The sequence below is a fragment of the Enterobacter sp. CC120223-11 genome, assembly GCF_900215375.1.
In the GTDB taxonomy this organism is placed as follows: Bacteria; Pseudomonadota; Gammaproteobacteria; order Enterobacterales; family Enterobacteriaceae; genus Scandinavium.
The window spans coordinates 55,158-67,738 of record NZ_OBEF01000019.1 but is presented as its reverse complement, the minus strand read 5'-3'; the positions used below and the strand labels follow the sequence as shown (position 1 = coordinate 67,738).

The following is a 12,581-nucleotide window of genomic DNA, read 5'->3' as shown; positions in this document are numbered from 1 at the left end:
CAAATCATACTTTCTCCCCGCGCCTTAAAATCGTAAATTGCCTGAAAATTAACCGCCCATGATATACTGGAGTGATATATGAGCATGGCGATGGAAATGACTATGGGCAGAATCCTGATCGATCTTTCCGATGATGCGCTGCAACGTCTTGAGAGTCTTAAGCAGCTAAGAAACCTGCCGCGTGCAGAATTAATACGCGAAGCTGTTGAACAGTATCTGGACAGGCAAAGTACATCCGTCATCCGGGATGCTTTAGGGCTTTGGGGGGATGGAGCAGAGGATGGCATAGAGTACGAACGTAAGTTACGCGAGGAGTGGTGAAGATGGAACGCGTGGCGGTGTTTGATACCAATATTCTTATCGATCTTTTAAATAAAAGGCTTGAGGCGGCTGAAGCCATTGAAAATGGTGCAAACCACCGGGCAATCAGTTTGATTTCCTGGATGGAAGTGATGGTTGGGGCGCGGAAATATCATCAGGAGGCGCGAACGGCGGCGCTTCTGGGTGCGTTCGAGGTCATTGACGTCAGTCGGGAAATTGCAGAGCGAAGCGTTCTGCTTCGTGCAGAGCACGGTATGAAATTGCCGGACGCCATCATACTCGCCAGCGCGAAGGTGAGAAATTGCCCGCTGATTACCCGAAATATTAAAGATTTTTCTGGGATCTCCGGCGTAAAAATACCGTACCAATAAACCGGGCACGTCCGTGCCCGGTTTTCAGCAACGACTTATTCCCCTTCGCCCGGGAACAGGAACGGGTTGATGGAGCTGCGGGCAAAGCCCTCTTGTTCCATACGTGCGTCCAGCACCAGCGAGGCGAGATCGTCGGCCACGGGCTCGACGTTCGGGTCTTTTTCCTGATAGAGAATCTTCAGGTAGGTACCGCAGTCACCGCAGCTTTCCGCTTTCACGGAAGCCTGTTCGTTATCCAGCGACCAGTAGTGCAAATCACGGCTCTGCTCGCAGTTGCTGCATTTTACGCGCACCACGTGCCACTCGGACTCACACAGGTTGCAGTGCAGGTAACGCAGCCCCTGGGTGGTGCCAATTTGCACGACGCTTGAGACTGGCATAGAGCCACAAACCGGGCAGAACTGGCGGTGCTCGCCGTATTCCGCGCGGGCTTTGCCGGGGATCAGGTTTGCCATCTGCGCCCAGTAAAGCGACAGCGCAGCCCAAATGAACGGGGCCTTATCGCTGCTGACGGAGGCAAAATCGGAAGCAAACAGCGCGCTCGCCATCTCTTCCAGCTCGGTGTCAGAAGCTTTTTCCAGATTCTCGATAACCGCCAGCGCCGGGCCGCTCATTTCAGGCTTCAGCTCGGCAATCATCGACTGCAGCAGCTTCTGCCAGTGCTTGTCGCGCGGCAGGGTGTGGATGTCCAGCGGCGGTTTGCCCTGGGCCGCAGCTTCTTTAATGCGTGCGGTCAGGTCCATTTGCAGCGGATGGTCGTACAGCACCACTTCCTGCGCATGGGCGATGAGCGCGGCAAAACGCAGGTAGTCGCCCAGCGGATTTTCCTGCGCCAGTTGCAGCAGGCGTTCCGCCCGGCGGTGGTAGAGGTGTTTCAGTCGCGGGAATAATAACGGCGGAATTGCTTCCGCCGTGCGTTTCTCGCTACTCCCCAGTTCGTCTTGTGGGATGATGCGAATGCTCATTCGGTCGATTTTTCCTGTTTCTGGCGGACTTCACGGTACCAGCGTGGGTGATGTTTCTTCGCCCAGCTGCTGGTCACCCAGCCTTCCACCATCGCGGTTATGGTGCCTTTCACCCAAAGGGCGGCGTAAATATGCACCATAATAACCACAATTAACGCTACTGCGGCAAATGAATGCAGCATCAGCGCGAAGCGGATCACCGGAATGGAGAACGCTGGCGCGAAGTACGGCCGCCAGATAATGACGCCGCTCACCAGCAGTAACACCAGGAAGATAATCGCCGCCCAGAAGACGCACTTCTGGCCGAAGTTATAGCGTCCGGTGTCCCCCACTTCCTCGTTGACGACGATCTTACGAATATTCTTCGCCCAAAAGATATCATCCCGATTGATTAGATTGTGGTGCCAGTAGCGGAAGAACATGATGATGAACGACGCGAACATCACCACCCCAACGAACGGATGCAGAATACGCGCCAGCTGCGGCGTGCCGAGAATGTGCATCAGCCAGTTGAAGGACGGGAAGAAGAAGCCCAGTCCGCTCACCGCCGCCAGAATGAAGCAGAAGGCGGTGACCCAGTGGTTGATGCGTTCCGGCGCGGTGTAGCGCACGATGGTGTCACGGCGTTTCATTTGCGCACCTCGTCTTTCTCTTCATGCAGATTGTCCTCTTCCTCATCGGCACGGTTTGGCCCGACGCCGACATAGTGGAAGATGCTGGCGGCAAAGGTTGCTGCGAAGCCGACTGCGGCCAGCGGTTTCCAGACGCCTTTCCAGAACTTAACGGTCTGGCTGATTTCCGGGTTCTCCGGCAGGCCGTGATAGAGATTCGGCTTGTCGGCATGATGAAGTACGTACATCACGTGTGTGCCGCCAACGCCTGCCGGATCGTACAGGCCTGCGTTGTCGTAACCGCGCGTTTTCAGCTCTGCTACGCGCTCACCTGCCAGCACCTTCATGTCCTCTTTGGAGCCAAAGTGGATGGCACCGGTTGGGCAGGTTTTCACGCAGGCCGGTTCCTGGCCCACGGTGACGCGGTCTACGCAGAGCGTACATTTGTAGACGCGGTTGTCTTCCGGGTTCAGGCGCGGCACATCGAACGGGCAACCCGCGATGCAGTAGCCGCAGCCGATGCACTGTTCAGACTGGAAGTCGACGATGCCGTTGGCATACTGAATGATAGCCCCTTCCGACGGACACGCCTTCAGGCAGCCCGGGTCAGCGCAGTGCATGCAGCCATCCTTGCGGATGAGCCACTCCAGTTTGTCGTTCTGCTCCACTTCCGAGAAGCGCATCACCGTCCAGGATTTGGCGGTTAAATCGGCTGGGTTGTCGTACACGCCGACGTTGCTGCCGATTTCGTCACGAATGTCGTTCCACTCCGAACAGGCCACCTGACAGGCTTTGCAGCCGATACAGGTAGTCACGTCGATGAGCTTCGCCACCTCTTCCTGGTGATCCCGCGCCTGAGGCGCGGGGGTGAAACCGTTAGTCGCGGAACGACGGATGATATCCTGCGATTGATAAGCCATAAGTCGTCTCCGTTACACCTTTTCCACGTTCACGAGGAAGGATTTGAACTCCGGCGTCTGGGTGTTGGCGTCGCCAACGTACGGCGTCAGGGTGTTGGCGATAAAGCCTTTCTTCGCCACGCCCTGGAAGCCCCAGTGAATCGGAATGCCGATGGTGTCCACGTCCTTCCCGTCCACTTTCAGCGTGCGGATACGCTTGGTCACCACCGCCTTGGCCTTGATATAGCCGCGGTTAGAGGAGACTTTCACGGTATCGCCGTGGCCGATGCCGAGCTTGTTCGCCAGCTTCTCGCCAATCTCCACGAACTGCTCAGGCTGCGCGATGGCGTTAAGCAGCGCGTGCTTGGTCCAGTAGTGGAAATGCTCGGTCAGACGATAAGTGGTGCCCACATATGGGAACTTATCGGCTTTGCCCATTGCGGCCAGGTCGTCTTTGAACACGCGTGCTGCCGGGTTCGAGACGACATTCGGATGCAGCGGGTTAGTGCCAAGCGGCGTTTCAAACGGCTCGTAGTGTTCCGGGAACGGCCCTTCCGCCATCTTGTCGAGGGCGAACAGGCGGCCCATGCCTTCCGGTTGCATGATGAACGGCCCGACATCGGTGCCCGGTGCGGCGGCACTGTAATCAGGAATATCCACGCCGGCCCATTTGGCACCGTCCCACTTCAGCAGCTGGCGTTTCGGATCCCACGGTTTACCTTGTGGGTCTGCAGACGCACGGTTATACAGAATGCGGCGGTTAAGCGGCCACGCCCACGCCCAGCCGAGCGTATTGCCGAGGCCTGACGGGTCAGCGTTATCACGTCGCGCCATCTGGTTGCCGTCCGGCGTCCAGCTGCCCGCGAAGATCCAGCAGCCGCTGGCGGTGGTGCCGTCGTCGCGCAATTGAGCGAACGAAGTGAGCTGCTGGCCTTTCTTGACGATTACCGCGCCCGTTGCCGGGTCGGTAATATCGGCGAGCGCTTTACCGTTGCTCTCCATCGCCACTTCTTCCGAGGCTGGCTCTTCCGGCGTGGAGTAGTTCCACGTCATATTGAGCACTGGCTCCGGAACCGGGCCGCCCTCTTTGGCGTACATCTCACGCATGCGCATGAAAATTCCCGCCAGGATTTCGCCGTCGGTTTTTGCGATACCCGGGGCATCCGCACCTTTCCAGTGCCACTGCAGCCAGCGCCCGGAGTTGACGATGGAGCCGTTCTCTTCGGCAAAGCAGGTGGACGGCAGACGGAACACTTCGGTCTGAATCTTCGACGGATCAACGTCGTTTTGCTCGCCGTGATTCTGCCAGAAGGTCGAAGTTTCGGTGTTCAGCGGATCGATGGTCACCAGGAACTTCAGCTTAGAAAGCGAAGCCACAATCTTGTTCTTATTCGGGAACGACGCCACCGGGTTGAAGCCCTGGCAGAGATAGCCGTTCACCTTGCCCTGCGACATCAGCTCGAAGTACTGCAGCACGTCGTAGCCTTTGTCCCACTTAGGCAGCCAGTCAAAGCCCCAGCTGTTTTCCGCCGTCGCCTTGTCGCCGAAGAAAGATTTCATCATCGAGACGAAGAACTTCGGATAGTTGCCCCAGTAGTTCACCTGGCCTTCCAGCAGCGGTTTTGGCGTGTTGGCGGTCAGGTAGGTTTGCAGGTCAGTCTGTTTTTCACTTGGCAGCGTCATATAGCCTGGCAGGCTCTGCGACAGCAGGCCGAGATCGGTCAGGCCCTGAATATTGGAGTGGCCGCGCAGGGCGTTCACGCCGCCGCCCGCCATGCCCATATTGCCGAGCAGCAGCTGAATCATCGCCATGGTGCGGATGTTCTGCGCACCCACGGAGTGCTGCGTCCAGCCCAGCGCATAGAGGAACGACGCGGTTTTGTCGTGGGCGCTGGTTTCGGCGATGTACTCACAAACCTTCAGGAAGTCCGCTTTCGGCGTGCCACAAATTTGCTCAACCATTTCCGGCGTGTAGCGAGAAACGTGCTCTTTCAGCAGGTTCCATACGCAGCGTGGATGGGTGAGGGTGGTATCGCGTTTGGCGTGCCCGTTTTCATCCAGCTCGTAGTTCCAGCTGGTTTTGTCGTACTTGCGGGCTGCTGCGTCGTAGCCGGAGAACAGGCCATCGTCGAACGTGAAATCTTCGCGCACGATCAGGCTGGCGTTGGTGTACGCCTCGGTGTACTCACGGTTAATTTTTTCGTTATTGAGCAGATACAGGATCACCCCGGAGAGGAAGGTGATATCCGTTCCGGAACGAATTGGCGTATAGAAATCTGCCACCGATGCCGTACGCGTAAAGCGCGGATCGATAACGATAAGTTTGGCGCCGTTGTGGATTTTGGCTTCCATCGCCCAGCGAAATCCGACCGGATGCGCTTCAGCGGCGTTACCGCCCATTACCACAATCAGGTTGGCGTTCTTAATATCCACCCAGTGGTTGGTCATCGCACCGCGACCAAATGTTGGAGCAAGACTTGCTACCGTTGGTCCGTGTCAGACGCGTGCCTGGTTGTCCACCGCGAGCATGCCGAGCGCACGGGAGAATTTCTGGGTTAAATAGCCGGTTTCGTTACTGGAAGCGGAGGCGCACAGCATCCCGGTGGAGAGCCAGCGGTTAACGGTGGTGCCTTCGGCGTTTTGCGCTATGAAGTTGGCGTCGCGGTCGGCTTTCATCAGCTTCGCGATGCGGTCGAACGCGTCGTCCCAGCTGATTTGCTGCCACTTATCGGAGCCAGGAGCGCGGTATTCAGGATATTTCAGGCGGCTTTCGGAGTGGATGAAATCCACCAGGCCTGCGCCTTTCGGGCAGAGTGCGCCACGGTTGACCGGGTGATCCGGATCCCCTTCGATATGGAAGATAGATGCTTTGGCGTTTTTGGCTCCATCGCCGAGGCTGTACATCAACAGCCCACAACCGACAGAACAATATGTGCAGGTGTTACGGGTTTCACGGGTGCGCAGCAGCTTGTACTGCCGCGTTTCCGCCAGGGCGACACTCGGGGCAAAACCGAGCGCCGCAGCCGTTGTGCCTGCCATACCGCCAGCGCAGATCTTAAAGAACTGCCTTCTGCTGACCTGCATGGGTCACTCCTTGTTTCGACATTGCTTCCCCGTTGCCCTTCAATACCTGAACCGCTAAGGGGATGGATTGTTATTAACCTTTGCGGTCGGTGCCGCAAAGGTACAGAATTAGGGGTAATCTCCCTCTTTCCCGGAGGGATATGCCTTCAGAATACCACATTGTGTGTATGCTTGTTCCAATAGGGTTAATACAAAGTGAATGAAAACCCATCAATACAGATCGAAAATGTGAGTGAACTCACTGGAATGCGCCAGGTCAGCCTCTGGCATCGCCAGGATTTACAGCTCGCCCGGCAGGATGAACTCGCCGAGGAAGTGCCTGTGGCGCTGGTTTACAACGGCATCTCCCATGTGGTGATGATGGCAACGCCGAAAGATCTTGCGCTGTTCGCCGTCGGTTTTTCCTTATCCGAAGGGATTATTGAAAGCCGTTCGGAAATTTACGGTATGGATGTGGTTCCGGTCTGTAACGGTCTGGAAGTTCGCATTGAGCTTTCCAGCCGCCGCTTTATGGCGCTTAAAGAGCGGCGTCGGGCGCTGGCCGGACGTACCGGCTGCGGCGTCTGCGGTGTGGAGCAGCTCAATGACGTTGGCCGCCCGGTCACGCCGCTGCCTTTCACCCAGAGCTTCAACCTGAAATACCTCGATCTTGCCCTCGAACATTTGAACGACGTCCAGCCTGTGGGCCGCATGACGGGCTGCACGCACGCCGCTGCCTGGGTTATGCCAGACGGCAAGCTTGCGGGCGGGCTGGAAGATGTGGGCCGCCACGTGGCGCTGGATAAGCTGCTTGGCAAACGTGCCGGGGAAGGCGAGAGCTGGCATAAGGGCGCGGGGCTGGTGTCCAGCCGGGCGAGCTATGAAATGGTGCAGAAGGCGGCAATGTGCGGCGTCGAAATCCTCTTTGCGGTCTCGGCGGCCACCACGCTCGCCGTTGACGTTGCCGAACGCTGCAACCTGACGCTGGTGGGATTCTGCAAGCCCGGCAGGGCGACAATCTATACCCACCCGCAGCGCTTATTGGGTGTGTGATTATTGGTCAAAAAAATTGAATGACGTAAGCAAAACCTTCCGCTATTCGTTGTGGCGTTGTGAGGCTATTATTTATCACATCAAGGCACAGTGCCTTACGCAAACAACTTAATTGAAGGGTTTACATCATGAAAAGCATCAAAACTTTTGTCGCAGTTATCGCTCTGGCTACTTCTTTCGGTTCATTCGCAGCACAGACTGTGACCGCAACTTCCTCAACCCTCGACGGTGCAGAAGCGAAAATTGCTGCCCAGGCTCAGGAAGCGGGTGCCACTTCCTACAAAATCACCCAGGCATTCACCGGCAACAAAGTGCATATGACTGCTGAACTGAATAAATAATCGAGTTCGACTGCAGAAAGAGCGCCTTCGGGCGCTTTTTTTATGTCTGAATCAGTGAAGTCCTGCCAGCCTCAGCAAAGCCGTCACCGCTGCAGCAGCGAGGATCACGAAGATTAACGGCACCTTACGCCACGCCAGGAAAACGGCCACCGCCACGCCGAGCACGCGGGCGCTGCCGGCAAAATGGCTGCCTTCAAAGAAGGTGGCGGCCAGCGCCACGGCGAACAGCAGCGTGGTGGCCGCATCGTTGAGCATGGCCTGCGAACGCTCAGAGAGCGCCAGCTTGTTGCCGAGCTTTGTGCCGCCAAAGCGCATCAGGTAGGTTCCGACGGAGAGCACCGCGATCCCGGCAATAATCCACAACGTCTCGCCCATTATTTTTTCCTCGCCAGAAGACCAAACAGCGACAGCAGCACTGGCACACCCGCAGGCGTAAATGGCACTGAAGCCAGCGAAATCACCGCGCCGCTCAGGGCGCGAATCAGCGTGGTGCGCTTTTTAAACGCAGGGATCACTAAGGCCAAAAGAATAGCGGGGAATACCGCGTCGAGGCCGATAGTTTCCGGAGAAGGCAGAAGTTTGCCGACGCCGCTGCCAAGCAGCACGCCCAGCGGCCAAAGGATGGCGACCCCGCAACCGCAAAGCCAGTAGGCCGCTTTACGCTGCTCTGCCGTTGGCTGCGACATCCCGAACACCACGCTCTCATCGTTCATGATATGGCAGCCCAGCAGGCCTGTCGCACGCTTGCCGACCAGGTCGCGCACCGCGACGCCAAAGGGTATATGACGCGCATTGACCAGCAGCCCGGCGGCGGCGGCGGCCAGCGGGTTACCGCCGCTGACGATAATGCCGATAAACATAAACTCGGACGCGCCTGCCAGCACCAGCGTCGAGAGCGCCAGCGGCACCCACAATGGAAAACCCCACGACATCGCCAGCGAGCCGTAGGAAACGCCAACCACGCCGACGGCAATGTCGACCAGCAGGATTGCCTTGATGGTGTCGCCTTTCAGGCAGGCGAGAGAGTGTCTGAGCATACAAATTTAGCCATATCGAACGAGTTTCCATTATAATGAACGCAGTCAGATCGTTTTTCAAGATGAACGATTCGTTCGATATAAGATTATACCCAAAGAAATACGGAGCCGTGTATGACGCAGCCAATCAGCGTGATCGCCAAAAGCCTGGTGCGGGAGCGCCAGAGAACCGGGCTGTCGTTGGCGGAAATTGCCCGCAGAGCCGGGATCGCCAAATCCACGCTGTCGCAGCTCGAAGCCGGGAACGGTAATCCGAGTCTGGAAACGCTGTGGTCGCTTTGCGTTGCGCTGGATATTCCCTTTGCGCGTCTGCTCGAGCCGCAGATGGCGACCACGCAGGTGATTCGCCGTGGTGAAGGCACAAAAGTGGTGGCCGAGCAGGCCAACTATCAGGCCATTTTGCTGGCAACCTGCCCACCGGGCGCGCGCCGCGATATCTACCTGCTGATGACGCAGCCGGGTGCAGATCGCATTTCCCAGCCGCACCCGCCGGGTTCCGTTGAACACATCATTGTCACCCAGGGCCGTGCGCTGGTGGGGCTGACCGAAGCACCCGAAGAGCTGAGCGAAGGGGATTACATCTGCTATCCTGCCGATCGCGAGCACGTTTTCAAGGCGCTGGAGCCGGATACCCACGCGCTGTTGGTGGCGGAACAGAATTAACGAAGATACGGGAAATCATGTCACTTAAAGCCATTGCCAAAGAACTGGGGCTGTCCGTTACCACGGTCAGCCGTGCCCTGAACGGATATGATGACGTTTCCAGTGAGACGCGCGCTCGCGTAGAAGCAGAGGCTCAGCGCCGTGGCTATCGGCCCAACACCTTTGCTCGTCGTCTGAAAATGGGCAAAATTGACGCCGTGGGGCTGGTCTTTCCGGTGCATCCTGTTCCGCTCAATAACAGCGTATTTATGGACATGGTTGGCGAAATTAGCCACGAACTTGCGCGACATGAAATCGATCTTCTGCTGATTGCCGATGACGACCTGGCCGACAAACACAGCTATATGCGCATGGTGCAGAGCCGTCGCGTGGATGCGCTGATTGTGGCGCATACGCTGGATCACGACCCGCGCCTGGAGCAGTTGCAGGCCGCCGGGTTTCCTTTCCTGGCGCTGGGCCGCAGCCAGCTGTCACAGCCTTACGCCTGGTTTGATTTCGACAACTATGCCGGTACCCGGCAGGCCACGCGTTGGCTTATCGACAAAGGTCATCGGCGCATTGCCCTGTTGGGTGAGAGCAACAATCAGGCCTTCATTACCCAGCGTCGTCAGGGCTATCTGGATGCGCTAACAGAAGCGGGTCTTTCCAGTGAATGGCTGCGTGCCATGCCACCCTCGCGCCGTGCAGGTTATGCCGCAACCCACGAATTACTCTCCCTGCCGCAGCCGCCGAGCGCGATCGTTACCGACTGTAATACCCACGGCGACGGCGCGGCGATGGCGCTGGCGCAGCTTGGTCGTCTTACGGGTGACAATGCCGTCTCGCTGGTGGTTTACGACGGTCTGCCGCAGGACAGCATTGTCGATATCGACGTGGCGGCAGTGATTCAGTCCACCCGTCAGGGCGTCGGGAAACAGATAGCCGACATGGTGCGGCAGCTGATTAACGGCGACGATGTATCTCAGCTCCAGGTTCTCTGGCAGCCAGCGTTTTTCCCAGGCATTACGGCCTGATCGCCTCAATTTTCTAAACCCGATCACAAATCCGAAACGTTTTGGTTCTCATCCGAAACGTTTCGGATCAACACTCAGACCATCCAGATGACAGGAGATGTCTGATGCACGATTCCATTTTACGACTTGAAAGCAAAACGGTTGATGTGGTGATAAAAACCCACCCATTCGCCGAAATTCTCTACTGGGGGCCGCATCTTCAGTACTTTTCGCCGCAGGATGTACACAGCCTCTCCCGGCCGATAGCCAACGGCAGGCTGGATGTTGATTCCCCGATCACGCTGATGGCTGAGCTGGGTCACGGGCTGTTTGGCTCACCGGGGATAGAGGGCCATCGTCAGGGACAAGACGGCTCGCCGGTATTCAAAACGATAAACGTGCAGCATCAAGGGCAAGCAGTGACGGTAACGGCGGAAGATGAGCTGGCCGGATTACGGCTGACCAGCGAAATGACGCTTGATCAGAGCGGGGTGCTGGTGGTTCGTCATGGTTTAACCAACCTTAGGGCGCTGGCATGGCAGGTTGACCGCTTTGCCGTGACGCTACCGATCGCTGAGCGAGCACATGAAGTGATGGCCTTTCATGGCCGTTGGATCCATGAATTCCAGCCGCACCGCGTGAAGCTTGAACACGACAGCTTTGTGATTGAAAACCGCCGCGGCAAAACGTCCCACGAACACTTTCCAGCGCTTATCGCTGGCACGCCGGCGTTTGGTGAAATGCAGGGCGACGTGTGGGGCGCGCATCTCGGCTGGAGTGGTAACCATCGCCTGCGCGCGGAAGCCAAAACCGATGGCCGTCGTTATCTGCAGGCCGAAGCGCTCTATCTGCCAGGAGAGATGGCGATTGAAGAAGGCGACACCCTGTGGACGCCGCGCCTGTATGCGAGTTACTCCCCGTGCGGGCTGAACGGTATGAGCCAACAGTACCACCGCTATCTGCGCGATAACATTATCCGCTTCCCGGAAAACAAACCGCGCCCGGTTCACCTCAATACCTGGGAAGGCATCTACTTCAACCACGATCCGGACTACATCATGCGCATGGCCGATGAGGCTGCGGCGCTGGGCGTGGAGCGCTTTATCATTGATGACGGCTGGTACAAGGGCCGCAGCGACGATTGCCGTGCGCTGGGCGACTGGTATCTCGATGAGGAAAAATATCCGCAAGGCCTGACGCCGGTCATCAATCACGTTAAATCCCTGGCCATGGAGTTTGGGATCTGGGTCGAGCCAGAAATGATAAGCCCTGACTCCGATTTGTATCGCGCGCACCCCGACTGGGTGCTGGCGCTGCCGGGCTACAAACAGGCGACCGGGCGTCATCAGCTGGTGCTCAACCTGAACATTCCACAAGCCTTTGATTATCTTGTGGAGCGCATGAGCTGGCTGTTGGGGGAGCACGCGGTCGACTATGTGAAATGGGATATGAACCGCGAGCTGGTGCAGCCAGGGCACAACGGCAAAGCTGCCGCCGATGCGCAAACTCGCCAGTTTTATCGCCTTTTAGACGTGCTGGGCGAGCGTTTTCCGCACATTGAGTTTGAATCCTGCTCCTCCGGCGGCGGGCGAATCGATTATGAAGTGCTGACCCGCAGCCACCGCTTTTGGGCTTCCGACAACAACGACGCGCTGGAGCGCAACACCATTCAGCGCGGTATGAGCTATTTCTTCCCGCCAGAGGTGATGGGCGCACATATCGGTCATCATAAATGCCATGCTACTTTCCGCCAGCACGCCATCGAATTCCGCGGCCTGACCGCGCTGTTCGGTCATATGGGACTGGAGTTAGACCCGCTAACCGTGGATGCCGATGAGCGCGAAGGCTACCGTCGCTATGCGGCGTTACATAAGCAGTGGCGGGAGGTTATTCATCATGGTACCCAGTGGCGTGTGGACATGCCTGATGCCAGCACTCTGGCGCAGGGCATCGTCAGTCAGGACAAAAAGCAGGGGCTCTATATCGTCAGCCAGCTGGCGATGCCGGACTACACCCTGATGATGCCGCTGCGGATGCCAGGGCTGGAGCCGGGGGCACAGTACCGTATCACGTTGCTCGATCACCCGAATATCCGCTTAACGGGCAAGGGCGGGCATACCATGCGTAAGTTGCCGGAATGGATGGAGACATCGCAAACGGCAAGCGGCGAATGGCTGATGCAGGCGGGCATTGCGCTGCCGATTCTGGATCCGGAAACCGCCATTCTGATTGGCGTGGAACGCGTGTAAAGGTGACGGGCCGGGA

At 57.5% G+C, this 12,581-nt stretch carries 13 protein-coding genes; 7 read left to right on the top strand and 6 right to left on the bottom strand.

The features are described from left to right. Positions 1–78 precede the first annotated feature (78 nt). Together CRO87_RS18945 and CRO87_RS18940 are read left to right on the top strand one after the other, a co-directional pair. A complete protein-coding gene (locus CRO87_RS18945) occupies positions 79–321 on the top strand; it encodes a CopG family transcriptional regulator (RefSeq protein WP_097164486.1) in 243 nt (80 codons plus the stop codon). 2 nt (positions 322–323) lie between these two features. After that, entirely contained in the window at positions 324–692 is a 369-nt protein-coding gene (locus tag CRO87_RS18940; RefSeq protein ID WP_097164485.1) for a type II toxin-antitoxin system VapC family toxin, read from the top strand. A 35-nt stretch (positions 693–727) separates the two neighbouring features. Here CRO87_RS18940 and fdhE read toward each other — a convergent pair whose 3' ends face one another. From fdhE to fdnG, 4 genes are read right to left on the bottom strand one after another with little or no spacing between them, the layout of a single operon-like run. Then, positions 728–1,657 carry a formate dehydrogenase accessory protein FdhE gene (gene fdhE, locus CRO87_RS18935; RefSeq protein WP_097164484.1) on the bottom strand — a complete coding sequence of 310 codons (930 nt, stop codon included), beginning with the start codon at positions 1,655–1,657 and terminating at the stop codon, positions 728–730. Continuing rightward, positions 1,654–2,289 (bottom strand): formate dehydrogenase cytochrome b556 subunit, encoded by a 636-nt coding sequence (gene fdoI, locus CRO87_RS18930; protein WP_097164483.1) that lies wholly within the window; start codon positions 2,287–2,289, stop codon positions 1,654–1,656. The genes fdhE and fdoI overlap by 4 nt, the downstream gene beginning before the upstream one ends. Beyond that, positions 2,286–3,188, bottom strand: coding sequence for a formate dehydrogenase subunit beta (gene fdxH, locus CRO87_RS18925; protein ID WP_097164482.1), 903 nt, complete (start codon positions 3,186–3,188; stop codon positions 2,286–2,288). The genes fdoI and fdxH overlap by 4 nt, the downstream gene beginning before the upstream one ends. A gap of 12 nt (positions 3,189–3,200) precedes the next feature. Continuing rightward, positions 3,201–6,251 (bottom strand): formate dehydrogenase-N subunit alpha, encoded by a 3,051-nt coding sequence (fdnG, locus tag CRO87_RS18920; protein ID WP_141398716.1) that lies wholly within the window; start codon positions 6,249–6,251, stop codon positions 3,201–3,203. A 246-nt stretch (positions 6,252–6,497) separates the two neighbouring features. On the opposite strand from fdnG, the gene fdhD reads away from it, so the two are divergent. Then, positions 6,498–7,283: a formate dehydrogenase accessory sulfurtransferase FdhD gene (fdhD, locus tag CRO87_RS18910; protein WP_217992679.1), complete on the top strand. Its 786-nt coding sequence runs from the start codon at positions 6,498–6,500 to the stop codon at positions 7,281–7,283. A 128-nt stretch (positions 7,284–7,411) separates the two neighbouring features. Further along, a complete protein-coding gene (locus CRO87_RS18905) occupies positions 7,412–7,624 on the top strand; it encodes a DUF1471 domain-containing protein (protein ID WP_097164478.1) in 213 nt (70 codons plus the stop codon). A gap of 51 nt (positions 7,625–7,675) precedes the next feature. Here CRO87_RS18905 and CRO87_RS18900 read toward each other — a convergent pair whose 3' ends face one another. Together CRO87_RS18900 and CRO87_RS18895 are read right to left on the bottom strand one after the other, a co-directional pair. Then, the gene (locus CRO87_RS18900) at positions 7,676–7,999 is read right to left on the bottom strand and encodes an AzlD domain-containing protein (RefSeq protein ID WP_097164477.1); all 324 of its coding nucleotides are present in this window, start codon (positions 7,997–7,999) and stop codon (positions 7,676–7,678) included. Further along, positions 7,999–8,661 (bottom strand): AzlC family ABC transporter permease, encoded by a 663-nt coding sequence (locus CRO87_RS18895; RefSeq protein WP_097164476.1) that lies wholly within the window; start codon positions 8,659–8,661, stop codon positions 7,999–8,001. The genes CRO87_RS18900 and CRO87_RS18895 overlap by 1 nt, the downstream gene beginning before the upstream one ends. 114 nt (positions 8,662–8,775) lie before the next feature. On the opposite strand from CRO87_RS18895, the gene CRO87_RS18890 reads away from it, so the two are divergent. The 3 genes from CRO87_RS18890 (at position 8,776) to CRO87_RS18880 (ending at position 12,565) form a co-directional block, all read left to right on the top strand. Further along, positions 8,776–9,324: a helix-turn-helix domain-containing protein gene (locus CRO87_RS18890; RefSeq protein ID WP_097164475.1), complete on the top strand. Its 549-nt coding sequence runs from the start codon at positions 8,776–8,778 to the stop codon at positions 9,322–9,324. A gap of 17 nt (positions 9,325–9,341) precedes the next feature. Next, the gene (locus tag CRO87_RS18885; RefSeq protein WP_097164474.1) at positions 9,342–10,337 is read left to right on the top strand and encodes a LacI family DNA-binding transcriptional regulator; all 996 of its coding nucleotides are present in this window, start codon (positions 9,342–9,344) and stop codon (positions 10,335–10,337) included. Positions 10,338–10,441: 104 nt separating this feature from the next. Further along, complete coding sequence (locus CRO87_RS18880) at positions 10,442–12,565, top strand: alpha-galactosidase (protein WP_097164473.1); 2,124 nt, start codon at positions 10,442–10,444, stop codon at positions 12,563–12,565. Positions 12,566–12,581 lie beyond the last annotated feature (16 nt).

Excerpts from the sequence above, each read along its gene's own strand:
- CRO87_RS18895 (WP_097164476.1), bottom strand. The coding sequence starts at position 8,661 with ATGCTCAGACACTCTCTCGCCTGCCTGAAAGGCGACACCATCAAGGCA.
- CRO87_RS18880 (WP_097164473.1), top strand. The coding sequence starts at position 10,442 with ATGCACGATTCCATTTTACGACTTGAAAGCAAAACGGTTGATGTGGTG.
- CRO87_RS18890 (WP_097164475.1), top strand. The coding sequence starts at position 8,776 with ATGACGCAGCCAATCAGCGTGATCGCCAAAAGCCTGGTGCGGGAGCGC.
- CRO87_RS18905 (WP_097164478.1), top strand. The coding sequence starts at position 7,412 with ATGAAAAGCATCAAAACTTTTGTCGCAGTTATCGCTCTGGCTACTTCT.
- CRO87_RS18945 (WP_097164486.1), top strand. The coding sequence starts at position 79 with ATGAGCATGGCGATGGAAATGACTATGGGCAGAATCCTGATCGATCTT.
- CRO87_RS18885 (WP_097164474.1), top strand. The coding sequence starts at position 9,342 with ATGTCACTTAAAGCCATTGCCAAAGAACTGGGGCTGTCCGTTACCACG.
- CRO87_RS18940 (WP_097164485.1), top strand. The coding sequence starts at position 324 with ATGGAACGCGTGGCGGTGTTTGATACCAATATTCTTATCGATCTTTTA.
- fdxH (WP_097164482.1), bottom strand. The coding sequence starts at position 3,188 with ATGGCTTATCAATCGCAGGATATCATCCGTCGTTCCGCGACTAACGGT.
- fdoI (WP_097164483.1), bottom strand. The coding sequence starts at position 2,289 with ATGAAACGCCGTGACACCATCGTGCGCTACACCGCGCCGGAACGCATC.
- CRO87_RS18900 (WP_097164477.1), bottom strand. The coding sequence starts at position 7,999 with ATGGGCGAGACGTTGTGGATTATTGCCGGGATCGCGGTGCTCTCCGTC.
- fdhE (WP_097164484.1), bottom strand. The coding sequence starts at position 1,657 with ATGAGCATTCGCATCATCCCACAAGACGAACTGGGGAGTAGCGAGAAA.
- fdhD (WP_217992679.1), top strand. The coding sequence starts at position 6,498 with ATGCGCCAGGTCAGCCTCTGGCATCGCCAGGATTTACAGCTCGCCCGG.